The following is a 24,828-nucleotide window of genomic DNA, read 5'->3' on the forward strand; positions in this document are numbered from 1 at the left end:
ATTTTATCGGGCATGATTTTTTAATTATTTTATCTATTGTCTGCTCCAATGAACGAATTAGTTAGGCAGATGTTCCATACCCAAGAGAAAAGGGCCGAACTCCTAAAGGGACCTATTATTTGCTCTTATTTGAATGCTTGGCTGGGCGAGGCATATTATTTTTGGTATAGCCTAGATGATGCACATTATTGGGGTATTACATCTAAAAGGAAAACTGGTTATTTTGAAGTGTATCAAGCAGATATAGTTTGTGAAAATATCTTGGATACTGTCTTCAATGAAGAGCATTATAATTTTTGGATTAAAAATATAGAAAAAGCTATAACTCGGTTTACTAAGGCTGGTATAGAAGAAATCACGCTTGCGCTAGTGAACAAATATTTTACTGAAAAAAACATTTGGACTCAATTCCAAGGGATAATGTTTCAAGATATTTCTAGTAAAAAATCAAACATAAAAGATTTTCATTATAAGAAACGAATTCAACTAGGAGTTTTTGATCACAAAATAATTACTAACTTTGCGTTGAGATATGATTGCCCATGTGTGTAAATGATTGATTATGGTAGACTTGAATAAATTGCAAGCTCAAATTGATTCTCTTTTAGAGAACGAAACGGATGAATCTATTCTAAATTGGTATCTTGACCAGAAGGTTGAGAAATACAAAAACTTGTTAGGCGAAGGCAAGTTTTCCAATTTAAAAGATGAATCTTGTACTCTTAATACACAAGGTATAGCTTCTAATTTAGCAAGACAAAATAATACGGATCAGCACTTGGGGATATTCATGTCGATTTATACTCTTGCGCAGCCTAATATATTCTCCAAATGGAAATAAAGCCTCAGCCTAAATTAAAATTCGTTGGTGTTCATATAATAAATGTCCAATTTAAGGCGAGTCAAGAGATCACAAAGGAGAAGTCTCTTAATATTAATATCGAGCCAACAGTTTTCTACCCTGAGGATAATACGAACGCATTTTCTATCTTAATGACTGTTTCGATTTCTCATAAAGAAGAATTATCGCTTACTGTTCATTCTGTCGGTAATTTTTTGGTTGAAACAGAGGGGAGCACTAGTGACCAAGATTTCCGTAAATCACTTGTTAATGCAAATGCTCCAGCTATAATGTTTCCTTATTTAAGAGCGTTTATATCCACTTTCACTTCAAATTTAGGGGGAATTGTTTCGCCTATTATTTTGCCTACTCAGTTTTTTCAAGGAGAGCTTAAGGAGCATAAACCAAGTGTTGTAGAATAATCAGCAAACTCAAATGGTTGTCTATTCGTATGGCATTCAGAAGTAAATTTCTGAAAGTCTGAATGACGAGACATTTATATCAATCTGCTCCAAAAACAAGTTACACGAGTGGATCAAGTAAAAAGAAAAAGGGTTTCATTTGAAACCCTTTTGTCATGCTTGCTCCCCCTGCTGGACTTGAACCAGCGACCCTCTGATTAACAGTCAGATGCTCTAACCAACTGAGCTAAGGAGGATTATCCATTCCTTACATCTTTAACTTTCGTTCTCTCTGTAAGGGGTTGCAAAAATAGGGATTTTTACTTTCCAACAAAACTCATTTCCAATTTTTTCCAAATAATTTTTCACGCCGCTAAATATGGCAATTTTTTTTATACTAACTTAGTATATAATACTTTAGGCTCAACCTTCCTCAGGTATCATAATATCCCATGAAGACGTATCGTCCAATATTATTTGTACTGCTTTTCGCCGTGGTAGGGGTCGTCCTTTTCCTCTTCACTTCCTGGAAAGACAGTCAACGCGTAAAACAAACCCAGAACTGGATCAATCACACCAATGAAGTGATCCGGCAACTCGACATTATCTATAACACCATCCTCTCCGAAGAATCTTCGGTCCGCGGTTACACCATCTCCGGAAACGATATCTTCATCTGGGATATCCCCAACAACAACAAAAAAGTACTCGCTACCCTCCAGCATACGCACGGTCTGCTTAAAGACAATTCCCAACAAGCGGCCAGACTCAAAAAAGTCCAGTCGCTCGTTGAACAAAAGCTGGGACATCATACAAATCTCATCCAGATCAAAACTACCAATCCGGATTCCGCCAACGCACTCGTCTCCAGTCTCACGGGAAAAAAGATCACAGACCAGCTCAACGCCGCCATCACCGAAATGAAAATGGTGGAACACAAACTCCTGCAGGATCGCATCGGCCACAGCAAAGAAGTAGCCGAATCATCTTTCAACAGAAGTCTTATCGGTTCCCTGATCATCACCATCTTCATCTGGGGCATCTGTCTGAAACTCATTCGCGATATCAAGCTTCGCAAGAAAACCGAAAACCAGCTCATAGAAAGCGAGACCCGTTACCGCCAGTTCGTGGAGAACGCAGGCGTCATCAACTATACAGCCGATCAATCAGGACACTTCACCTTCATCAGCAGCCAGGTGGAAGCCCTCACCGGCTTCACTCCGGAAGAACTGCTCGGCAAACATTTCACTACCCTCATCCCGCAGGACTGGGTGCCCATCGTCTCCGAAAAATATTACAACCAGTTCACCAACCATATCCGCGAAACCACGCTCGTCTTCCCCATCATCCACAAAAGCAGTGAAATGAAATGGGTGGAGCAAGACGCTATCCTCCTGGAAAAAAACAATATCATCCAGGGCTTCCAATGCGTGGTAAAAGATGTAACAGAACGCACCCGTGTAGAACAAAAACTCAGAAAGGCCGAAGAAGAAAAGAACGAAGTGCAGTTCCGCATCCAGGCCATCCTCGACAATACCCCGCTTATCATTTACATCAAAGACCTCAAAGGCCGCTACACCCTCGTCAACAAACAATTCAAGGAAGTATTCAGACTAACAGACGAAGATGTAATCGGAAAAACAGTACAGGAACTCCACAATGATATACCCAGACAAACACAGGACACCGTCACCAAATACCAGGATGCAGACCTGGAAGTGATCAAAACCGGCGCCTCCGTTGAACTCGAAGACGTTCTCAAACTTCCTGACGGCGACCATCACCTGCTAACCGTCAAGTTCCCGCTCTTCGATAAATACAATGAGATCTTCGGCGTCAGCGGCTTCATGAAAGACATCTCGGAAATGGTGCGCTACCGCCAGGACCTCATCGAAGCACGCACAAAAGCAGAATCCGCCGAACTCCTGCAGGAGCAGTTCCTCGCCAACATGAGCCACGAGATCCGCACGCCCATGAACGGCATCATCGGCATGAGCAACCTCCTTATCCAGACACCACTTCAAAGACACCAGAAAGAATACCTCGAGATCATTCGGCAATCCTCCGAAAATCTCATGGTACTCATCAATGATATCCTCGATCTCTCAAAGATCAAAGCAGGAAAAATTTCTCTGGAACAGATCGCTTTCGATCTCGATTCCATCATACAGCCATTAATAGCCACATTCGAAATCAAAGCCGCCGAAAAGAGTATCGGATTCTCGGTTTCTCTTTATCCCGATGTTCCGAGATTCCTCACCGGCGATCCCTATCGTCTCAACCAGGTACTCAACAATCTCCTCAGCAACGCATTCAAGTTTACAGAAAAAGGATTCGTAACAATGGAGGTTGACCTGGAAAAAATGGAAAACGAAACAGCCTGGGTCTCGCTCCGCATCAGCGATTCAGGCATCGGCATCAAACACGAACAACTCAACTATATCTTTGAAAGCTTCTCCCAGGCCAGTTCTGACACCACCCGCAAATACGGCGGCACAGGGCTCGGTCTTGCTATCACCAAAAAGCTGGTGGAAATACAGGGAGGAACTATCTACGTAACCAGTCAACCCAATGCCGGCACCACTTTCTCCATCACTATCCCCTACCAGATCGCAAATGAAGATCAGGTGCAGCATACGCTTCAGCAAACTGATGCTATCATCGATCCCAGTCATGCTTTCAGCGGAAAGAAAGTACTGATCGTAGAAGATAATGAAGTGAACCAGCGCGTACTTCAGCTCAACCTGCAAAAGTTCAATATCGATGTAAGCATCGCAGGCGATGGCAGCGCAGCAGTGGAATGGCTCAGCAAGAACCGCGATACAGACATGGTGTTCATGGATCTTCACATGCCGGTGATGGACGGCCTCCAGGCCACAATCTGCATCCGCAAAGACCTCAAGCTCACCACGCCCGTTGTAATGCTCACCGCCGCCGCACAAAAATCGGAACAGCAACGTTGTCTGGATGCCGGCGCAGACGCATACATCACCAAGCCCATCTCACAACAGGAATTATACAACAGCCTGGAAAGATACCTGCTGATCAATCAGTCGCCCGAAGAATATATTCCATACGAAGCGGATATGTCGAATTACTCAGAGTTCAATATTTCTGAACTGCTGCAGTTGGGCGATGCCGAAAGCATCAGGATGGTCTACGAGCTCTTCGAAGCCACCCTGCCACCCGGACTGGAAAATTTAAAACAGGCCGCAATCAAAAAAGACTGGAAAACCGTATATGAACAGGCGCATAAACTGAAAAGCAGTCTGGCCGTGATTCAAGTGAAAGGAATGCTGGGCATAATGGGCACTATCGAACACAATGCCAAACAACAAATGAACCTGGCATCAGTGTTGCCGATGATAGAAGAAGCCTCGGCCTATATCATAGAAGTAATGCCCCGCATCAAAACGGCCATAGAGAAAGAAACAGCCTGATAACTATTTTGTACTTTTTTTGAAAACAGAGAACATGAAGATTTTAGTTGCAGAAGACGAACCCATTATGCTGAAGACGATCGAGCTTCGACTGAAAAAGGATGGTTACGACGTAATAGCAGTATCCGACGGCAGGGAAGCCCTGAAACAGATCAGGGAAAATACACCGGACCTGCTGATCACAGATATCATGATGCCCTATTCATCAGGACTGGAACTGGTGGGCGCCGTGAAACAGGAATTATCGAGTCCCATTCCCGTGATCATCCTCTCCGCCATGGGGCAGGAAGACGTTGTTGTGAAAGCATTCAAGCTGGGCGCCGATGATTTCCTGAACAAACCTTTCAGTCCAAACGAACTGAGCTTACGCGTAAAACGTCTTTTTGGAAAGACGATGTAATGATTTACAGAAATCTGATCGTTCACCATAATCGAGATCCTTATTAAAACCATTATTGCCGATACCTTGCTATTTGCCCGGTTCATCCGGCCCGAACAGCTATTCTATCTGGGCATACTCTGCCTGATAGCTGCCGGCGTCACCATACTGTACTGTTTCTACTACAGCTCCAGGAGGAATAAATTCCGCAATCAGAAAGCGCGTATCAAACAACTGGTGGATCCTTATATCAGCCAGAGCATTCTCGAATCCATGGATACGGAAGAGACCAACCTCCGCCTGCCGGGCTTCGATGAACTGCAGCAAAAATGTAAAGACTCATACAACCGGAAAGTGATCATCAATGAGCTGGTGCTCGCGCGCAAGAATCTCTCCGGACAAGCCGCGCAAACCATCCAACAACTCTACACTTCCCTGCAACTGCAACTGGATTCGGAACAAAAACTCCACAGCTACAAATGGCATAAAAAAGCCAAAGGCATCCAGGAACTATCGCTCATGGGTCAACGACAATACTGGAAAAGCATTTACCGCCTTACCGACCATTCCAATGAACATGTGCGCATGGAAGCTCAGGCCGGCATCGTTAGACTGCTGGGCTTCGCCAGTCTTCGTTTCCTCAACTCCGCCACCTACCAGATCTCCGAATGGCAGCAGATCAACCTACTCTACCTGCTGGAGTCCCTGCCAGTCGCGGAGTTCCAGGGAATAGAAAGATGGCTGCATTCAGGGAATAAGTCGGTAGTTATCTTTGCGCTCAAGCTGATCGGCAGTTTCAGGAGATATGAACAACATGATCTCGTGATCAAATGTCTCCAACGCATTGAACCGGAAATAAGACAACAGGCCATCAAAACCCTGGCGAATATCTACCGGGAAGACACAGCCGCTTTCATCATCGAACAATACCCCGTCGAAACCTGGCATAACAAGCTCGAAGCATTGAAAACACTCGGAAAGATCGGTGCGGAAGATGTAGCGCCCTTTCTCGTGGGCGAGACCAATCACCCTGACCCCGCCATCCGCATGGAAGCGGCCCGTTCCTTACTGCAATGCACAGCGGCCGCCAGCCAGGTACTGCAACAGAAAGCCATTACAGACCATTCCTGGAACACTATTCTTGCACAACTTGAAAATGAAATGCGCGCATGAGTTGGCAACAAGTCATATTCGATATACTTACCTACGGCATCCTCGGTTATTCCGTGGTGCTGATCTTTTTCTATTTGTTCATCGGTGTGTATAGCATCGGCGAAACCAGGAAATACCTGCACAAGAATAGTTTTACAGATTATTCTCTGCTGGCGGTATCATCGGAAACACCGGGTATTTCTATCATCGCACCGGCTTACAATGAAAGCGCCACCATTGTTGAGAATGTGCGCTCTTTGTTAAGCGTGTATTATCCCAACCTGGAATTGCTGGTAGTGAACGATGGCAGCAAGGATAATTGTTTGCAACTACTCATCGACGCTTACCAGCTGGAACAGGTGCCCATCTTCATTCACGAACAGATCGCCACCAAACCTGTTCGCGGTGTATACAAGAGCAGGAACCCGGTGTTCAGCAAACTGGTAGTGATCGATAAAGTGAACGGAGGTAAGGCCGATGCCCTGAATGTAGGCATCAACCTGGCCACCAAGCCTTATGTGGTTTGTATCGATGTGGATTGCATCCTGGAAGAAAATGCATTACTGAAAATGATCAAGCCCTTCCTGGAATCTACCAACAAAAGAGTGATCGCTTCGGGCGGTGTTGTGCGCATCGCGAATTCCTGCGAGATCGAAAGCGGACGCCTGGTGAAAGTGCATCTCCCGAAACAATTCTTACCACGCGTGCAAACGCTGGAGTATATCCGCGCATTTTTGTTAGGCCGTATGGCCTGGAGCAGGCTGAACGGGCTGCTCCTGATCTCCGGCGCCTTCGGCGCCTTTGACCGCGAGATCGTGATCAAGGCCGGAGGCTACAATCACAATACAGTCGGGGAAGATATGGAACTGGTAGTGCGCATGCGCCGATACATGGAAGAACAAAAGATCCCTTACAAAGTCACTTATATCCCCGATCCGCTTTGCTGGACCGAAGCACCGGCATCCTTCAAGATCCTTGGCCGGCAACGCAACCGCTGGACACGCGGCACCATCGAAACACTTGGCTTCCATAAAAAGATCTTCTTCAACCCCCGATACGGACTGCTCGGCATGCTCAGCTATCCTTACTGGTTCTTCTTTGAATTCCTCGCGCCGCTGATTGAAGCATTCGGGATGCTCGTGTTCCTGGTGTTTGCTTCGCTCGGACTGGTAGACTGGAATTTTTTCTTCGCATTGCTCTTTTTCATTGCGGCATTCGGCTTCACGTATTCTGTGTTCGCGATCTTCATGGAAGTAATCACCTACAATCAATACAAAAAACGATCAGAGGTATTGAGCCTCTTCCTCACGGCATTGATAGAGCCTTTCTTCTTCCATCCTTTCGTGGTATGGTCGGCCATCAAAGGCAATATCGACCTGGCAAGGAAAAAGAACGCCTGGGGCGAAATGACCCGACAAGGTTTCGCAGGAGCCAATGCCAATAAAGTAAATCCAATTCCACCCAAACATGGCAACAGTTGAATCGTTACCAGCTCAGGAAAAAATAGAAAACGCTACAACAGGAAAATGGACAATAGCGCTGCGTCGCTTTGCGTCTTTGTCGCTGAGCACGTTTATCGTGTTGTTTGTATTGAGGATGCTGGAGTGGATCTGGAATGGCGTTAGTCACCAGTTCCCGCAGGAAGGATTTATCTTTTTTCTCAATATCATTGTGAATGATTTCGTGTTCTTCTGCAAGATGAGTTTGGTGTTGCTGGTTGTATTTGCACTGTTCTGTTTTGTATCTCTCCGAGTTGCTACTATTGTTTATCGGGTGCTGGCGGTGCTGGCCATTCTCGGCTATCTCATGCTGATCCAGTATTTCAACAGCACGCTGGTGCCGCTCGGCGCAGACCTGTACGGGTACAGCTGGAATGAGATCAAACTCACGGTAGGAGCTTCAGGAAAACTCAACGTGTGGACGGCGCTGCTGCTGATCATATTTGTAGCAGGCATCGTGTTCGGCTTATTATGGATGGGTAAAAAGATAAGGCCCGGGCGGGTTTCATCTTTCGTTATTTGTTTGTTGATCGTCTCTACTTCTTTCCTGGCCTATGCTTCAGCCTTCACGCCACATATTTTTTCTGTTGAGTACGATAATAATTTATCGAGGAATAAACTGGATTATTTCCTCTCGGCATCCGTGGGTCATTTCTTCCCGGAAGAACAGGAAACGGATATCTATGCGGATTCATATATCGGGGATTACGGAGAGAATACCGGAGAGGATCTGCTGGCATCATTCAATTATATCGATGAAAAGGAATATCCTTTTCTGCATGCAGACAGTACGGAAGATGTGTTATCGCCATTCTTATCAAAATCCGCTACGCCTCCGAATATCGTGATCCTCCTGGTAGAAGGACTGGGACGCGCTTTCACCAACGAAGGCGCTTACCTCGGTAACTGGACGCCGTTTGTTGATTCATTATCGCAGCACAGCCTGTATTGGGAGAATTGTTTGAGTGGCGGCGGAAGAACCTTTGCTGTATTGCCAACGGTGCTCGGCTCGCTGCCATTCGGGAAAAATGGATTCAATGAACTGGGGAATGATATGCCGCAGCAATTATCACTGATGAGTTTGCTGAAGAAGAATGGCTATCATACTGGGTTCTATTATTGCGGCGACGCCAGTTTCGATAACATGAATATCTTCCTGAAACACCAGCAGGTGGATAAGATAAAAGACAAGAATACTTTCCCTGCCGGTTATGCGCAGTTACCCTCCCAGAACGGTTTCACCTGGGGATATGGAGATAAAGAACTGTTCCGTTATTATTATGCCGATCAGCAAAAAGAACCTGTTGGCGGGCCTAAGCTGCAAGTATTGCTGACAGTGGCTACACACAGTCCATTCCTGATCAATGAGCAAGATAAGTACAACCAACGCGTAGACCAGCGCATGGACGATCTGAAACTGACCGATCAACAGAAAGCAGAAAGAAAACAATATCGCGCGCAATTCGCGTCCATCCTGTATGCAGACGATGCTCTGCAGCAGTTTTTCGAAAAATCAAAACAGTTACCGGACTATAACAATACCATCTTCCTCATCACGGGCGACCACCGCATGCCGGAGATCCCGATGATCACCAAGATAGACAGGTACCATGTTCCGCTGATCCTGTACTCTCCCATGCTGCAGCGCAGTGCCAGGTTTCAATCACTCAATACACATTTTGATATCGGCCCGAGCCTGCTGGCTTATCTCAAAAACACTTACGCGCTCAAAGGCCCATCTATGCAAAGCTGGATGGGTAGTGGTCTGGATACGGCGCGCAGCTTCCGTAATATCCACTCTATTCCATTAATGCAAACCAAAACGGATCTGATAGATTACGTGATGGGGAATTATCATATAAATGGAACTGATGTCTTCCGACTCAGCAATACGCTCAACGAAGATCGCGTAACAGAAACGCCAATAATAGAAAGTATAAAAGGCGCATTCGACAAATTCCGCCAGAAGAACCAGCAATTCATTCAGGGAGCGCCACTGATCCCGGATACATTATTCAAAAACTGGAAGCCGTAACAAGATAAAATTACTCAACATGTTGGCAGTCGCTTGAGTAATGAACAGTCCCATTACTTAAAAAACTGATTTATCCGTCTGAAAAATAGTCTGGATTTTCATTTTGCTTTTCCTGTTTTTTTGTAACTTATGTCGAATAGTACTCGATTCTCAAATCCTAAACCTTACTTATGAATAAGATCTCTTACATTCTGTTCTCTGCTATTATTTTCTTCGTTTCCTGTTCCAAGAAAACTACGTCAGAAGATATCATTTCCCCACAAGTCCAAACGATGGTAATAAAAGAAGTGGACAGCGCTGGGATCCGCACATTAATTTACCCTGATGGCAAGAAAAAGATTATTAAGAAACCTGAATCGAGCAAAGGGAAAGTAACAACAAATTCTACCCAAATCGGATATGATTTGGATGAGTTGTCAGATGTAGATTTAGATGGCCCCTCCTTCGGAAACTTTCAAATGAAATATGAAACAGAGTATGTTGTTGACTTGAATACATTAGAGATCATACAGGTGAATCATGCTTATACTTATTTGCTGAATCCTGTATCGTTTCGCTCAGATGGTGCATCCAGAACCAGCGCGGTGATAGGACACACGTGGTCGCTGCTCACTCCTTTGCCTGCCTATGCATTTAGCGTATACCGTACTTTCTATATCAATTGTTATTATCAATATCCCGGGGGAACTCCCAGGACAAGACAATATTCATATAGTAAGGTCACGTATCATCCATAGTCGGGATGATCAGGAAATAAAACTGAAAGTATGGCTTCCGAAAAAACATATCGGCCTGCAAGAATGTTGTTCGTTGATGCTGTTATCCACATCAAACAAAATGCCCATAAGCAAAACACAGATATATCAGATAGCTTGATTGCGAGCAAGCTCAATATTTCTGAAGCCCAGTATAGGAGCTTTTATGAAAGGAATTTCTTACCTGAAGATTTGTTTCAAGCCTTTGAATCAGTCTTCTCGGAATTTTATTCCATTATGATTGTTACCGATGTGAGTCATGAAGAATTACCAGACCCAATGGATGAGGATGAATCAAAAGATGGGAAATAGGACGATGATTTAATAAGGCTGTAATGCTAATAGCTACTGCCCGCGATATAAGTCATCAAGAATGGTAGTCATTAACGGACGGTAATAATTCCAGAAGAAACTTTTCCTTTCCATCGGGTCGCTGGAATCATAGAACAACCAGCTGAAATAGTTGACGCCTCTGAAATAAGAGCTGGTCATGCTTACCGGGTTATCGCAAAAATCTGCGGAGAAATAATAGAATTTGTAATCCTGACGGATATGTTGCGTTACAGCGGGAAAGCTGGCCGGGATATTCTTTTCTTTCAGCAGTTTCATTCCTGCTTCATTCGCATCCACTTTGAAATGCGCGATCACTTCATTGATAGTGGTATCGGTATTGATCACATCGAACCAGAAAGCGTATTTCATGGATTCGGGAAGACCATAAACCGTTTGTCCTTTTATTCCGGTAACGATATGCGGCACTGCCTCACCCAGATGCGTACCCGCTTCCAGGATCACGATCTCATCTTTATCGCTCACAAAAGCCACTCCGTCTTTCTTGAAGGGCCATTGGTTATTGTGTTGTTGCAGGTAATTGCTGATCAGCCAATGCGGGAGTTCTTTGTTCAGGGCGGTGTCCAGGTTCTCGAAATACCGGCCGATCCATCCCGTCCAGCGCATGGCGAATAGTTGCTCGAACTGCTGGCGGATCTCGAGAGCCGTAGGAGACCCAATGGTATTGAATTCCGTGATGATGAGCTTGTGTTTGTCTTTCATCCTTTGCAGCAGCCCGATATCTTCCTTGCTCATGCCGCCATATACGATGCCGCTGCGCTCGGTTACATTTTTTCCACTGAACCATTCATTGCTGAATACGCCGTAGGTGTCGGTGAAGTAGGCGGCCTGGGCATCTTCGCTGAGCTGGTCCAGTTGCTGCGGAGTGAATCTTTCCAGTCCTTTGATGCGGAAGTTCTCGCCTTGTTTTGGAAAAAATCCAAAATAATCGTTGGAAACGCCGTAGGCTTTTTTACTGGTTTTGGTGTAGCGCTCCTGGTTCAGCACCCAGGTGAGGGAGATATGTTCCTGTCCTTTTCTGCTGATCTCGGTCTTGTCTACAATGGCGATCACCATTTTCTTTTTGGGCGTGCATAGCCAGGCGATCCACATCCAAAGTGGGAGTAGTACAATCAGCGCAACAATGATCAATATATTCCTGGTTCTCTTTTTCAAGGGATCGAAAATTTAGAATCTTCTCTGGTAGCCGATACCGGCTGTGAATTGATTGTCTTTTGTTTTGGGCAGGTATTCCACGCGCGCAAAACCGGCATTGATCAGGAATACATTGAGTTTCCTGTGAGTAAACCGATATCCGCCGGAGATCCGGTTGGTGAGCAGTTTGTAATTGTTGTTGAGCTGGATGGCCTGAGTACGATCATCCGGTGAGATCCCATAGCCGAGCGACAAGTGCAGAAAATCGTCTGCGCCTCCCAGGTAGTAACGGGTGGTGAAGGAGTAGGAATGCGAGATGCGGTCATCGTCGGGCGTTACATAAGCGCGGAGATTGAACCAAAAGCTTTTGTAGTATTTGCCAATAGAACCGGTGTAGATCCAGGTATCGTTACCGAAGTTGAGGTAGCGGAAACCGAGGTCTGCTTCAAAACTTTTGGGCAGGTTGGCATAGAGCGAAAAACCGCCGCGGTATTTGGGGAACACTACATCATCCGCTGAGTAGCCGAAGTTCACATAAGCGTAAAAGTTTTTGGCGATGCTGGGATAGGCGTCTACCTCAAACTGAACACCATCGGTTTTGAATCGATTGGTATAATTGACCCGACCAATGATGGAGCCATATTTTGTCTGACGGCCATAATCCAGACTGATGAGGTGCCAGGGATCTGAGAACTGTTTATCGAAATGCGTATAGTCGTAAGAGATACCGATCCTGTTAGATGCGGCATAGTCGCGGATCCTGCCGGAGAGGGCGCGTGCTTCTGTGTTCTTTGGATCGATGGTGAGCAGGGAATCCGCGAGACGCGCTGCGGGTTTGTAGTCGCGCATGGCGGTAAGGATCTTTGCTTTTTGCAGCATCAGGTCAGGGGAACGCGGATGGTGTTGCAGGCCGGTTTCGCAATAGGCCAGTCCTTCTTTGTATCGGTTGGTGAAGTAGGCGATACTGGCTGCAGCAACGGCTGCATCTTCATGCGAAGGGTTTTCGCGCAGCGCCTGATCGAGTGTGATTCGGGAGCTGTCTTCTTTATCGCTCCAGAAATAAAGTCGACCGAGGAATACCCGGATATCTGTATAACCCGGGCTCTGGCTCAATGCCTGCTGGCAAAGCGCGATGGCTTTGGGATAATCTTTTTGCTGAAAGGCTGCGCTGCGCGCCTGCACTAAAAGCTCATCGGAAGATAATTTCTCCTGGGCTGTCAGCGTATGCGCATGCAGGATAGCGGTGGCTATGAGGAAAGCCGGTACGAATAGTTTTTTCAGGATCATCGGAAATTTCCGTTATAAATATATAAGGTAAATTAATGCTTTATAAGCAAATAACTGGCAGTAAGCTGCACAATTCCGGAAGAGCCAGGAGTTAACTTATAACCAACCGAAGAGGCTGCTTTCTTCAAGACCTACGAAAATGCCGGCTTCGGTGGTTTTTATGGGGAATGTTTTCAGGTAATAACCTTCGCCACTGGTATTACGGCCATTCTTGATACTGAATTTGTAACGGTGCAAAGGACATACCACGTTGCCAATGGCATCGATATAACCATCGGCCATAATGCCACCAGCATGCGGACATTTGAAAGCAAAGCCAAACCATTCCTCCTGCTGCTTCGTGATGCAGATCTTTTTCCCTTTTACTTCCACAACGGCAATGCCGTTAGTGGCAAAGGGAAGCTCGGCTTCGCTTTCGGCAACCTGGTGCCATTTGTAATTCTTTTCACTCATCAATAAAAGAAAGCTGTTTTGTAGGGATAACGGATCTTGTACATATCCCTTACTTTTTCGAGAATGGTAGTGCGGAGTGTATCTAGATTTCTTCTTTCTGTTGCAGAAATGAAAACGCAGTTGCCCTGCAGTTCGTTCTCCCATCTTTCCTTGAGCTCATTGAGGATCTCCACTTTCACTTCTTCTTCCAGCCAGGGATCGAAAGTATTCTTTTCGTACTGGTCCATTTTATTGAAGATGGTGATCACGGGTTTGTCGTGTGCTTTCAGTTCCTGGAGCGTGCTGTTCACTACGCCGAGCTGATCTTCGTATTGAGGATGGGACACATCTACCACATGCAGCAGGATATCAGCTTCGCGCACTTCATCCAGTGTGCTTTTGAAACTCTCAACCAGGTGGTGGGGCAATTTTCGTATGAACCCTACCGTGTCACTGAGCAGGAAAGGCGTATTCTCGAAGACTACTTTGCTGGTTGTGGTATCCAGCGTTGCGAAGAGTTTGTTCTCTGCAAATACTTCTCTTTTGCTGATCAGGTTCATGATGGTGCTCTTGCCTACGTTGGTGTAACCCACCAGCGCTACGCGGATGAATTCACCGCGGTCTTTGCGCTGCACGCCGGCGATCTTATCGATCTCCGCGAGTTTCCTGCGCAGCAAAGCGATCTTATCTTTTACAATACGACGGTCGGTTTCGATCTCCGTTTCACCGGGACCTCTGGTACCGATACCACCACCAAGACGTTCAAGGTGTTTCCACATACCTTTCAGCCTGGGCAGCAGGTACTGGTATTGGGCCAGCTCCACCTGTGTTTTGGCCTGGGCGGTTTTGGCCCGGCGTGCAAAGATGTCGAGGATCAGATCCGAGCGGTCGATGGTTTTTACACCGAGGATCTTTTCAATATTCTGGATCTGTGAGCCACTGAGCTCATCATCGAATATAACGAGGTTGATATCTTTTCCCTGGATGTATTCCTGGATCTGCTCCAGTTTTCCTTTTCCTACAAAAGTGCGGCTGTCCGGATGGGCCAGCTTTTGCATGAAACGTTTAACGGCCTGTGCCCCGGCGGTCTCAGCCAGGAAGGCCAGTTCTTCGAGATATTCCTTCACCTGCGGTTCTGTCTGGTCTTTGTGTACCAGGCCCACGAGTACGGCTTTCTCCTCCTGTTGAATGATGTTCTTCTTATCTAACAATTACTAAAATTTTGACAAAGGTAATTGAAATTGGATGGAACGGCGTTCCGGCCGCCCAGTTGGCTTTCAATGCGATCCTTAATTGATTATATTAGCCATCTCTTAAACTTTCTTATGGAACAGGTAAAAAAGACCCTACTCCCCTCGTATTCACTCTGATGGTGCTGCCCTTATTGGCACAGGAACCAAAGGATTATCATCCGGACCTGACCCAAATGATGAAAGAGATCAGAACAAAGCAGATCAACCATACGCTCATGAATGGCCATTCTGTAATTCTTTCCCCAATGATGAACAGGAAAGTGACATTGACCGTGTTCATGAAAGACAGTACCAAACTGGAATTACCCTATACAACCTTCAGGCTGGATACGGCTTTGAAGAAGTTTTGCCTCATTCATACAGACAAAGACAAGCGTCGCTCAGACAGCAGCCGAAGTACCAGGATCTATCCGGATGAAACCGTAAAAGTAACGAGGTTGATAGGTGGAACGAAACTGATAACCGGTTATCCTGTCGATGACTGCTGGCTTTTTCCCGAGATCAAAGGGAAGATCACACTGTATACAATGTTCACGGATATTCCGAATGATAAGATGGAGGTTCAGTATGTTCGTGGTTATAGTTTCGATAACGGCCCGGTACTTCCCTGGAATTCCAATGAAATGAGAAAGATCATTGCGGCGGACCGTGATGCCGCTGCGCTATATGCTTCCGGTGAATACCTCAGGGCAGTGAAACTTTTCAACAGGAATGCGAGAAAGACAGAGGGAAAGAAAGAAGAATAACTATGGCAGCATAGCATAAAAGAAACGGGCGTCTTGCAAAAGACGCCCCTTAATATTTTTATCAGGATTTTCTTATAATCCGCTGATCGATATGCCCACCTGGAACGGTCTAACATCAGGGCCCATACCATCTTTTATGAAACTGTTCACCTGGTAAGCGCCATAGATACCGAACACACCGTAGCTGATACGGCCGGTAACGCTGAGGCGGGTGCCATCGAAGAAGCGTTTTGCTTTTTCTTTCTGGGTGAAGGCATTGATGGTATTGCCATTCCTGTTCTGGAGTGTCTTTCCTTTGGTAGAAGCGCTCATGAGCGTTCCGATCTTACCACCCAGCGCGAATTTCCAGCTGCGGTTGGTGTTTTCGGGATTCAAAGCAAAGCGGAGTTCCACTGGAGCTTCCAGGTAAGTGGTAGCCAGTTTATATTTCTTGAAGTGGTTGGTATCAGCCACATTCCTGAACGTGAGTTTGTTGCTGTTGAGTCTTCCGGTGATATCGATGTCTGTATTCTTGAAATAAATATTGTCTGTGCCAAACCCTGCACCGATACCAATACTGAAACGGGGATCGGATTTAAAAGGGAAATCGAACATGAAATAGATGTTCAGGCTGCGGGGAATCCCTCTGGTATTGATACTGTCTGGCATCTGGGACCAGCTATTGTAACCAAGCTGGATCATGAAGTGATCATTGGCGCGGTTTCCGAGGCTTACCTTACTCCAGTCCTTTTTCTTTTTCGTGGAAGTGGTAGTGATAGTTGAATCCTGGGCGTTAACAGCAGTTACACAGGCTACAGTAATGAACAGAAACAGAAATTTTTTCATACCAGTTTAATAATTGATCAAAAGTATCCTTCCCGGGTTAAATGAAATGTTAAGGTTGGCAAAGAAACGACAATTTAAATGGTTTCACGGAGTTTTCATGCAAATTGTTGGAAAGCAAGCAGGGGGGCTGTATTTGACAGGGGTGGCAACAAGAAAAGCTGTAGTATTTGAAGGATGAAAATGGCTAGAATGCAGAGTGGTTGAAGGGGTTTGTCTATTACCGGTATTTCAATATATATGGAGTGGTCATGAAAAACAGAAAACCCGCAACAAGTGCGGGTTTAGTTTTGTGGACCCTGTCGGATTTGAACCAACGACCCTCTGATTATGAGTCAGATGCTCTAACCGTCTGAGCTAAGGGTCCATTCTCCTCGCGGAGAAATATCCTTATTCTGTGGCTTTGCGTTTTGACGGAGGGCAAAATTAAAAAAATAGCCCGCACAACAGAAATATTCTTTCTGAATTTTTCAGCTAAATTGTGATGCTACTCTACTATTAAACTTGTTCCTCAGTGAGCCCGGGTTCTGACCATACCAAAGAACTGCAAAGACGCATTGCCATTTATGATGACCAACAGGCCTACCAGGAACTGTTTTACCTCTATTATAAGCCTCTCCTCCGATTTGCCAACGCTTTTGTACGCTCCCACGAATTATCCGAAGAAATTGTTTCCGATGTGTTCATCCGCATCTGGGAAAGACGCGCACAATTAAGCGAGATCACCAATCTTACCGTATACCTCTACGTGAGTGTGAGGAATATGGCCCTCAAATACCTGCTCAAAAAACAGAAACAGGCATCCATCGGCCTGGACGATCTTCAGGTGGAACTCGAAAGCCAGTACCACAATCCCGAACAGCTCCTGCTCACCGCAGAATTGATGAACCGGGTTTCCCGCGCCATCGATGAATTGCCTCCCCGCTGTAAAATGGTCTATAAATTAATAAAGGAAGATGGACTTCGCTACCGCGAAGTGTCTGAGATCCTGGATATCTCCATCAAAACCATCGATAACCAGTTGGCTATCGCCCTGAAGAAGATCGGCAAGGCCATCAATATCAATCTCCGCAAACTGGTTTGTCTCTAAAAAAATATTTTCCCTGCCTTTGGTAGATCGGCCCCGGAACCGGGTCCTTAGTAGTAATCACTATTAATATGTCTGTAGACCGCGCATGGGAACTGATGGCCAGGAAACTTGCCGGGGAAGCTTCTGAAGCTGAGCTGGAAGAATTGGATCGATTGCTGAAAGTCAATCCAGGCCTCCATTTTCCTATGCAAACCCTTACGGATCTCTGGCAACAAAAAGCAGTTGCAGATCCGGGAGAACTGGAACAGGCTTTCAGCAAGCATCTCCGGCGAATGGAAGAGCAGGGCATCAGTTTTGCTGCAAACAGCACAGAGGCAGAGGAGCCCGCCACCTTCCGTATGTCTGACAGCTCACGCCGGAACAAGCCCTGGAAATATATCGCCGCTGCCGCAAGTCTGTTGCTGGTGGGCTCAATAATTTGGTATTACTCACGCCCTGCCATAGCCGAACAACACACTGGATTGGCCAATAGCAGGAAAGACCCATCCAGCGAGATCGTAACAAAGAACGGATCCCGTACCAGGATCACATTGCCCGATGGCAGCACCGTCTGGCTCAATGCTGGCAGTAAGCTCAACTACGATAAATCCTTTGGCCTGAAGCTGCGGGAAGTATCACTTACCGGCGAAGCATTCTTTGATGTGGTAAAGAATCCTGATCAACCTTTCATCATTCATACCAATCGCATCGATATAAAAGTGCTGGGAACACAATTCAATGTGAAATCCTACCCAGGGGAGAAAACTACAGAAGCCGCACTGGTGAAGGGAAGTATCCAAGTGGACCTGCACAGTGAACAGTCGGGCAAGATTATCCTCAAACCCAATCAGAAAATCATAGTAGGGGAAGATAGTGCTGCGGATGGATCAGCAAAAGCCGGAGTTGCAAAATTACAGGAGCCCATTGTTTCGGTGCGGCAAATGACCATCGATGAGAAAGATGGTACTGCGGTGGAAACAGCCTGGGTAGAGAACAAACTGGCCTTTGTGGAAGAACCTTTTGCCGATGTGGCCCTGAAAATGGAAAGATGGTATGGCGTCAACATTAGTTTCAGCAATCCAAAACTGGCGAAGGTGCCGCTGACAGGCAGTTTCGCCAATGAATCGATAAAGGAGGCTTTACATGCATTATCTGTAGCCACTCCTTTCAGTTATCAGTTCACGGATGCCAAAACGATCGTAATCGGAAAATAGAAAACCCATTGATCACATAAAATCCTCACGATGCTAACTGCTAACAGCTCCTGATCAATCTTTTTAATGAAAGCGGGAAATGCTACCAACATTCCCCGCAGAATGAAAAAGTCATCGGTAAAATCTCCCTTGCCAGGAATTGCTTTTACCAATTGTAAACCCTTTTCAATGCTTAAAGTATGAAAAAAATCAGGATTTGCCCCGATTTTCCGGGGCGGCCTACCATAACAAAGCTTGTCATTCTCATGAAACTGACCTTTGCCATAATATTGATAGGCTGTCTTCATGTTTCGGCGAATGTGCGATCCCAGTCGAAAGTCTCACTCAACATGCAATCCGCGGATATCAAGAGAGTATTGATCGCCATCGAAAAAAAGACCAGCTTTCGGTTCCTCTACAATTCAAGTCTGCTCACAGAACAACCGAAAGTGACCATCACCGCCAATAATGAAGATGTATTATCTGTCGTGAACAGATTATTGGCCAATACCCTCATCGCATACGAAGTACTTAACAATAACCTGGTAGTATTGAAGAAAGAGGATGTAATCATCAACCAGGTTGCCGTGAAAGGACGCATCACCAATGCTGCAGGCGAGCCGCTGGCTGCCGTTTCCGTTCGCGTGAAAGGAAGCAATGCCGGTACTTCCACCGATGCCGAAGGGCGTTACTCCATTGAAGTGCCGAATGATGCGGTACTGGTAATATCCAGCGTCAGTTACCTCACACAGGAAATCTCCGTGAATGGAAGAGCCGAGATCAATATCATTCTGGAAACAAATAATGCACAACTCGAACAGGTAGTGGTGATCGGTTATGGCACCGCACAAAAAAGAGATATCACTGGCTCCATCGCCAAAGTGAGCGGAAGGGAAGTGGCAGACAAACCCAATACCAATCCGCTCTCTTCCTTGCAGGGTAAGGTTTCCGGCGTGAGTATCATCAACACCGGTCTGCCGGGGCAGGAACCAGATATTCGCATACGCGGTACCGTAAGTCGCTCTCAAACCAAGCCATTGTATGTGGTAGACGGACTGTTCAATGATAATATCAACTTCCTCAACCCCGCTGATATCGAGTCCATCGAGATCCTGAAAGATCCTTCTTCTCTCGCCATCTTCGGTGTGCGTGGCGCCAACGGCGTGATCATCGTCACAACAAAAAAAGGAAGGACCGGGCAACTAACGGTGAACCTCAATGCTTCCATCGGCATCAAAAAGATCACCGATGAAGTGAAGATGGCCGATGCCGTACAGTTCAAAACCCTGTTCGATGAACAAAGACAAAATGAAGGCCAGCCGCCCTTTGCCTACTACGACAAGTTCACCGGCAACTCCAACTGGGTGGATCTGATCGCAAAGAAGAATGCTATCGTCTCCAATAATAATGTCAGCGTTTCTGCAGGCACCGAAAAGAATAAATTCTATATGGGTGTTGGCTATATCAAGGAACAGGGACTGATCAAACATGAGGACCTGGACAAGATCCTGCTCTCCATCAATGATGAGCTGCGCGTGTCCAAAGCCATTAAGCTTTCTTTCAACCTGAACGGGTACCGCGCCACGCCACCTGCCGCGAATGATTTTGTACAGGCTATCAATGCCACACCGATAGTAGAACCATTCAATAAAGAAAGAGGGATCTACAATCGCTTACCGGATCAGATCGGCGGTCCGCAGGTACCCAATCCCGTTATGCTGGTGGAAGAAAAAAAGAACACAGACCTCCAGCGCGAGTACCGCGTGATCGGAAGCGTTTCAGGTGAAGTGAATTTTCTCCGCGACTTCAACTTCAAATCCACCTTCTACCTGGATCTCGGCTTCAATGACCAGCGCCGCTACACGCCAAGGATCAGGGTTTGGTCTGCCGACCTGGATACTGCCGACTGGCAGAACGGTTATCAAAACACACAAGTATTCCAGAAAGAAAATACCTATTCCAAATTCCAGCAGGAATATCTCCTCACCTGGAAGAAAAAATTCGGTGACCATAACCTCACAGCACTCGGTGGTTTCACCACTTACTTCAACAGTTATACGGAAACCAATGGACGCGTTACACAATTTGCCAATGGCACACCCATTCCAAGAGACAAACGATTCTGGTATGTAGATAACTTCTTCGGTGATCCCGGAACCAGGGTTTCAGGAGTCAGTACCGGTGGCGATCTATTCGGCAACGATAAGCCCCTGCAATGGGAGCAGGCCACTGTTTCTTATCTGTTCCGTGCACTGTACAACTACCAGGGTAAATACATGCTCAATGCTTCTTTCAGACGAGATGGCTCCTCCGAGATCTCTCCCGAAAACCGTTATCAGAACTTCATTGCCTTAGGCGCAGCCTGGGAAATGACAAGAGAGAATTTCATGGAAAGACAAACCATCTTCGATTACCTGAAAGTGAAAGCCTCCTACGGCGTGCTCGGTAATCAGTATACTGAAATACACTATCCCTATTATCCGCAGCTCGTAAGCGGCTCCAGTGCTGTGTTTGGCAATAATGTGGTGGCTGCCTACACGCCCAGCTATATTGCCGATCAAAACCTGAAATGGGAACAGGTGCGTTCCGCAGAAGCAGGCGTTGAGTTTGCGATCCTGAAAAATCGCCTGCGCGTTGAAGCAGTGTATTATCACAAGAAAACAACAGACCTGCTGACCAACTATCCCGGCCTCAGCGGTCAAAAGCCGGGTATTACCAATGCAGGAGAGATCGAGAACAAAGGCGTTGAAGCATCGGCTACCTGGACCGATAAGCTGCCTAACGGCATCGGTTATTCGATCAGCGGTAATATCACCAGTTTCAAGAATAAGGTATTATCTATTTATCAGCCCGGCTTCGAGATCATCTCCGGCGCCTCCCGCGTAACGGCCGGAATGCCCATCGGATATTTTTATGGCTATGTGGTGGAAGGCGTATACCAGTCATATGCGGATAAGATCTCATCTCCAAGAGCAGGCTTCTTTGGTGAATATGGACCCGGCGACCTGAAGTTCAAAGATGTGGCTGGCCCGAAAGATGCCAATGGCAAACCCACCGGTCCGGATGGCGTAGTGGATGATAATGATCGCACGATGATCGGAAACCCTACTCCCGATTTCATTTACGGATTCGCTTTGAGCGCAGACTATAAAGGTTTCGATATCGGTATCGATTTCCAGGGCGTATACGGCAATGAAGTATTCAGAAGCTGGGGCAATGGAAACACATTTGCCGTGTTCAATTACCGGGAAGACAGGATGGGAAGATGGCATGGCGCCGGCACTTCCAACTGGGAGCCACAGGTAAACGACCTGCGTGGTATCAACAAACAAAATTCCTCTTACATGATCGAAGACGGAAGCTATCTCCGTATCCGCAATGTAAGTATCGGGTACAATGTGCCGATCAAAAAGGAAGGGTTCACCCGCTTTGCGAAATCGCTCCGCGTTTTCCTGAATGCGCAGAATCTGGTAACCTTCAAAGACAATTCCGGTTTCTCCCCCGAGTTTGGAGGAAATGCCATCGAGTTTGGAGTAGACAGAGGCTCTTATCCCCTGCCTGCCATTTACTCATTCGGATTCAATGTAACATTCTAAAACTAATGATCATGAAACTTAATAATAAATGGATCAGCGCTTTGTTGCCGGTGATGTTGCTCATGACAGGCATGGCAGGTTGCTCCAAATTCCTCGACAGGAAACCACTGGGCGTAGGAACCCAGGATGATATCGTTCAGGGCGGCGTGGAAGGAATGGTGTTCGGACTTTATGGAGAGCTGCGCAAAAGCGGTGTGAGCGGATTTCCCACCATTGGCTTGCATAATGTTCGTTCTGATGATGCGGTCAAAGGAAGTACTTCCGGTGATGAGTCAGCGATAACAGCCATTTTCGATGAATTCAAATACGATCCCTCTTACAATCAGGTTACCACCTATTGGGACGATCACTATGCTTTCATCACTTTGTGCAATGCAGTTATTCACGAAGTGGATTCGCTTAAACTCACAGACCAGGCCAGTTTGCAGAACCGTGGGGAAGCCACTTTCCTCCGGGCCTTCGCTTATTTTGACCTGGTGCGCAATTTTGGAAGTGTGCCGAAGATCGATTTCAAGATCTATCTTCCCTCAGATGCCAATGTTCCCAAAGTGCCGGTAACTGAGATCTATGCACTCATTGATGCAGACCTCGATTTTGCCATTGCCAATCTGCCGCCGGAATGGGAGGCCAAATTCATTGGCAGATCAACAAAAGGCGCTGCTGATGCACTGAAAGCCAAAACCCTTTTGTACAGGCAGAACTGGGCCGGCGCGCTCGCCAAAGCTGAAGATGTGATCAGCTCACAACGTTATTCACTGATCGATCCCTATTACAGGTTGTTCAAGGAAGAAGGTGAGAACTCAAAAGAATCCCTGTTCGAAATTCAGATGTATGTGAATGCGAATGGCTCCGTGAATCTTGGTAACAATTATAATCAGTCGCAGGGTGTTCGTGGTGCAGGTGAATGGAATCTCGGCTGGGGCTTCAATGCGCCAACGGCAAGTTTGGTGAATTCTTATGAGACCGGTGATCCGCGCAGGGAAGCTACCATCCTGTTCTCAGGAGAATCAGATGGCGGCACAGCCAATGGTGGATATAATAAGGTACTTCCACCAGCCAATATCTCTGCTCAACCCTATTGGAACAAAAAAGTATACACCGATCCTACGCGTCGCGGGCTCATCACCATCACGGATGGTGATCCGCAATTCAGCCGCTGGCTCAATATTCCCAAACTGCGTTATGCAGATGTTCTGCTTATGGCTGCAGAAGCTGCCAATGAACTGGGAGGTCCTGCCAATACCACAAAGGCGCTGGATTACCTGGAGCAGGTAAGGTTCAGGGCAAGACAAGGGAACAATGCTATTCTTCCCGAAGTTGAAATAACAGATCAGGCCCTGCTCCGCGCGGCTATCCAACGTGAACGGAGAGCCGAACTGGCCATGGAAGGCGAAAGATTCTATGACCTGGTGAGATGGGGCAGAGCGCTGGAAGTGCTGGGGCCGCTCGGTTACCAGGATAAGAATAAGTATTATCCGATCCCTCAGAGCGCTATCGATAAATCCGGTGGCACACTGATCCAGAATCCTGACTATTGATAACAGGACCGGATAACCGAAATATTTTTTCATACTGAAAAGATCTTTTATGAAAAGCAATCAATCTTTCTTCATTATATGTCTGCTGGCCGTTCTGGCCGGCGCCAGCTGTCAGAAACTCGACAGGCCCGGTATGCCCGAATACCCGGTAGATCAGGCCAACCCGGGAGGCGCGCTGAATTTCTTTACAGCATTTGAGGGTACGGAGGTTGACAGTATTCGCGCCAATTTTGGTCAACCTGTGAACGCCACATGGGTGGATGGAATAAGTGGAAAAGCATACAAAGGCGGACCCGATTCTTATATTAAATATCCTTCAGCCAATAACTTCTCAAGGGCAACCAGTTTCACCATTTCATTCTGGTTGAAAAAAACGCCCCATCCACCTGGATCTGCAGCCGAAATGGTATTTGGATTGTCAACCACCAAAGGAGAAATAGAGCACAAGAGCGATATATTCCTCCTCATCGAAGATGGCAATCAGAGTACAGCAGAGTTGGCAACATTCAAGTTTTATCTCCTCGATCAATGGTTTGAATACAACGGCGATAAGCGTATTCCCAATGTTTTGAACGATCAATGGCATCATTTTGCTTTCACCTACGATGAAAACAGCTCCAAACTGGTTACGTATGTTGATGGCGCCGAGCCTACCAATCTACCTGCTGGTTTTGGCGATGTGAAATTTCAAGGTAATCCACGCGGCAAACTGGACCTGACCAAATCCGCTGGTCTGATAATCGGTGGGCCTGCAGCATTGGCTGTAGGTGTAAAACCTCCCGTATGGATGGTGGAATACACAGGTGCATTGGATCAGTTCCGGCTCTACAACAAAGTGCTGACCCAGGCTGAGATCACTGCCCTTTTTAATGGAAAACAATAAAAAGATCCGGTTCATTTCGTTC

The 24,828-nt window shown here is 46.4% G+C and carries 22 protein-coding genes and 2 tRNA genes; 16 read left to right on the forward strand and 8 right to left on the reverse strand.

Going from position 1 to position 24,828, the window contains the following annotated elements; genetic code table 11:
* The first annotated feature begins 48 nt into the window (after window positions 1-48).
* The 3 genes from FSB84_RS07560 to FSB84_RS07570 are packed head-to-tail and all read left to right on the forward strand — an operon-like array spanning window position 49 to window position 1,263.
* Entirely contained in the window at window positions 49-552 is a 504-nt protein-coding gene (locus FSB84_RS07560; protein ID WP_130542133.1) for a hypothetical protein, read from the forward strand.
* A 10-nt stretch (window positions 553-562) separates the two neighbouring features.
* Window positions 563-841, forward strand: coding sequence for a hypothetical protein (locus tag FSB84_RS07565; RefSeq protein ID WP_147122087.1), 279 nt, complete (start codon window positions 563-565; stop codon window positions 839-841).
* A complete protein-coding gene (locus FSB84_RS07570) occupies window positions 832-1,263 on the forward strand; it encodes a protein-export chaperone SecB (RefSeq protein WP_130542131.1) in 432 nt (143 codons plus the stop codon). Before FSB84_RS07565 ends, FSB84_RS07570 begins: the two co-directional genes overlap by 10 nt.
* 162 nt (window positions 1,264-1,425) lie before the next feature.
* On the opposite strand, the gene FSB84_RS07575 is transcribed toward FSB84_RS07570, so the two are convergent.
* Window positions 1,426-1,499, reverse strand: a tRNA-Asn gene (locus tag FSB84_RS07575).
* A gap of 195 nt (window positions 1,500-1,694) precedes the next feature.
* On the opposite strand from FSB84_RS07575, the gene FSB84_RS07580 reads away from it, so the two are divergent.
* From FSB84_RS07580 to FSB84_RS07610, 7 genes are all read left to right on the forward strand, one after another.
* Window positions 1,695-4,682 carry a PAS domain S-box protein gene (locus FSB84_RS07580; protein WP_130542130.1) on the forward strand — a complete coding sequence of 996 codons (2,988 nt, stop codon included), beginning with the start codon at window positions 1,695-1,697 and terminating at the stop codon, window positions 4,680-4,682.
* 34 nt (window positions 4,683-4,716) lie between these two features.
* Window positions 4,717-5,082 carry a response regulator transcription factor gene (locus FSB84_RS07585; RefSeq protein ID WP_130542129.1) on the forward strand — a complete coding sequence of 122 codons (366 nt, stop codon included), beginning with the start codon at window positions 4,717-4,719 and terminating at the stop codon, window positions 5,080-5,082.
* 66 nt (window positions 5,083-5,148) lie between these two features.
* A complete protein-coding gene (locus FSB84_RS07590) occupies window positions 5,149-6,234 on the forward strand; it encodes a HEAT repeat domain-containing protein (RefSeq protein ID WP_130542128.1) in 1,086 nt (361 codons plus the stop codon).
* Window positions 6,231-7,694 carry a glycosyltransferase family 2 protein gene (locus tag FSB84_RS07595; protein WP_130542127.1) on the forward strand — a complete coding sequence of 488 codons (1,464 nt, stop codon included), beginning with the start codon at window positions 6,231-6,233 and terminating at the stop codon, window positions 7,692-7,694. The genes FSB84_RS07590 and FSB84_RS07595 overlap by 4 nt, the downstream gene beginning before the upstream one ends.
* A complete protein-coding gene (locus FSB84_RS07600) occupies window positions 7,681-9,747 on the forward strand; it encodes an LTA synthase family protein (protein ID WP_130542126.1) in 2,067 nt (688 codons plus the stop codon). The genes FSB84_RS07595 and FSB84_RS07600 overlap by 14 nt, the downstream gene beginning before the upstream one ends.
* 170 nt (window positions 9,748-9,917) lie before the next feature.
* Window positions 9,918-10,484 (forward strand): hypothetical protein, encoded by a 567-nt coding sequence (locus FSB84_RS07605; RefSeq protein WP_130542125.1) that lies wholly within the window; start codon window positions 9,918-9,920, stop codon window positions 10,482-10,484.
* 30 nt (window positions 10,485-10,514) lie between these two features.
* Window positions 10,515-10,814, forward strand: coding sequence for a hypothetical protein (locus FSB84_RS07610; protein ID WP_130542124.1), 300 nt, complete (start codon window positions 10,515-10,517; stop codon window positions 10,812-10,814).
* Window positions 10,815-10,847: 33 nt separating this feature from the next.
* On the opposite strand, the gene FSB84_RS07615 is transcribed toward FSB84_RS07610, so the two are convergent.
* From FSB84_RS07615 to hflX, 4 genes are all read right to left on the reverse strand, one after another.
* Window positions 10,848-12,008, reverse strand: a complete 1,161-nt coding sequence (locus FSB84_RS07615; protein ID WP_207234280.1) for a hypothetical protein — start codon at window positions 12,006-12,008, stop codon at window positions 10,848-10,850.
* Window positions 12,009-12,020: 12 nt separating this feature from the next.
* Entirely contained in the window at window positions 12,021-13,274 is a 1,254-nt protein-coding gene (locus FSB84_RS07620; protein ID WP_130542123.1) for a YaiO family outer membrane beta-barrel protein, read from the reverse strand.
* Between the two features lie 96 nt (window positions 13,275-13,370).
* The gene (locus FSB84_RS07625; protein ID WP_130542122.1) at window positions 13,371-13,727 is read right to left on the reverse strand and encodes a Rieske (2Fe-2S) protein; all 357 of its coding nucleotides are present in this window, start codon (window positions 13,725-13,727) and stop codon (window positions 13,371-13,373) included.
* Window positions 13,727-14,917: a GTPase HflX gene (gene hflX / locus FSB84_RS07630; protein ID WP_130542121.1), complete on the reverse strand. Its 1,191-nt coding sequence runs from the start codon at window positions 14,915-14,917 to the stop codon at window positions 13,727-13,729. The genes FSB84_RS07625 and hflX overlap by 1 nt, the downstream gene beginning before the upstream one ends.
* 158 nt (window positions 14,918-15,075) lie before the next feature.
* Here hflX and FSB84_RS07635 point away from each other — a divergent pair, with 158 nt between their 5' ends.
* Window positions 15,076-15,705, forward strand: a complete 630-nt coding sequence (locus tag FSB84_RS07635; RefSeq protein WP_147122089.1) for a hypothetical protein — start codon at window positions 15,076-15,078, stop codon at window positions 15,703-15,705.
* 72 nt (window positions 15,706-15,777) lie between these two features.
* On the opposite strand, the gene FSB84_RS07640 is transcribed toward FSB84_RS07635, so the two are convergent.
* Window positions 15,778-16,530, reverse strand: a complete 753-nt coding sequence (locus FSB84_RS07640; RefSeq protein WP_130542119.1) for an outer membrane beta-barrel protein — start codon at window positions 16,528-16,530, stop codon at window positions 15,778-15,780.
* Window positions 16,531-16,820: 290 nt separating this feature from the next.
* A tRNA-Ile gene (locus FSB84_RS07645) sits at window positions 16,821-16,894 on the reverse strand.
* A 147-nt stretch (window positions 16,895-17,041) separates the two neighbouring features.
* On the opposite strand from FSB84_RS07645, the gene FSB84_RS07650 reads away from it, so the two are divergent.
* Both FSB84_RS07650 and FSB84_RS07655 read left to right on the forward strand, forming a co-directional pair.
* Window positions 17,042-17,617, forward strand: coding sequence for an RNA polymerase sigma-70 factor (locus tag FSB84_RS07650; RefSeq protein WP_130542118.1), 576 nt, complete (start codon window positions 17,042-17,044; stop codon window positions 17,615-17,617).
* Window positions 17,618-17,685: 68 nt separating this feature from the next.
* Entirely contained in the window at window positions 17,686-18,810 is a 1,125-nt protein-coding gene (locus tag FSB84_RS07655; protein ID WP_130542117.1) for a FecR family protein, read from the forward strand.
* Here the strand turns inward: FSB84_RS07655 and FSB84_RS07660 are convergent.
* Entirely contained in the window at window positions 18,771-19,097 is a 327-nt protein-coding gene (locus FSB84_RS07660; RefSeq protein WP_130542116.1) for a hypothetical protein, read from the reverse strand. The genes FSB84_RS07655 and FSB84_RS07660 overlap by 40 nt on opposite strands.
* A 42-nt stretch (window positions 19,098-19,139) precedes the next feature.
* Between FSB84_RS07660 and FSB84_RS07665 the strand changes: the two genes are divergently transcribed.
* From FSB84_RS07665 to FSB84_RS07675, 3 genes are read left to right on the forward strand one after another with little or no spacing between them, the layout of a single operon-like run.
* Window positions 19,140-22,385 carry a TonB-dependent receptor gene (locus tag FSB84_RS07665; protein ID WP_130542115.1) on the forward strand — a complete coding sequence of 1,082 codons (3,246 nt, stop codon included), beginning with the start codon at window positions 19,140-19,142 and terminating at the stop codon, window positions 22,383-22,385.
* A gap of 11 nt (window positions 22,386-22,396) precedes the next feature.
* Window positions 22,397-23,923: a RagB/SusD family nutrient uptake outer membrane protein gene (locus tag FSB84_RS07670; protein WP_207234279.1), complete on the forward strand. Its 1,527-nt coding sequence runs from the start codon at window positions 22,397-22,399 to the stop codon at window positions 23,921-23,923.
* Between the two features lie 49 nt (window positions 23,924-23,972).
* Entirely contained in the window at window positions 23,973-24,806 is an 834-nt protein-coding gene (locus tag FSB84_RS07675; protein ID WP_130542113.1) for a LamG domain-containing protein, read from the forward strand.
* The last annotated feature ends 22 nt before the right edge of the window (window positions 24,807-24,828 follow it).

Source organism: Pseudobacter ginsenosidimutans (genome assembly GCF_007970185.1).
In the GTDB taxonomy this organism is placed as follows: domain Bacteria; phylum Bacteroidota; class Bacteroidia; order Chitinophagales; family Chitinophagaceae; genus Pseudobacter; species Pseudobacter ginsenosidimutans.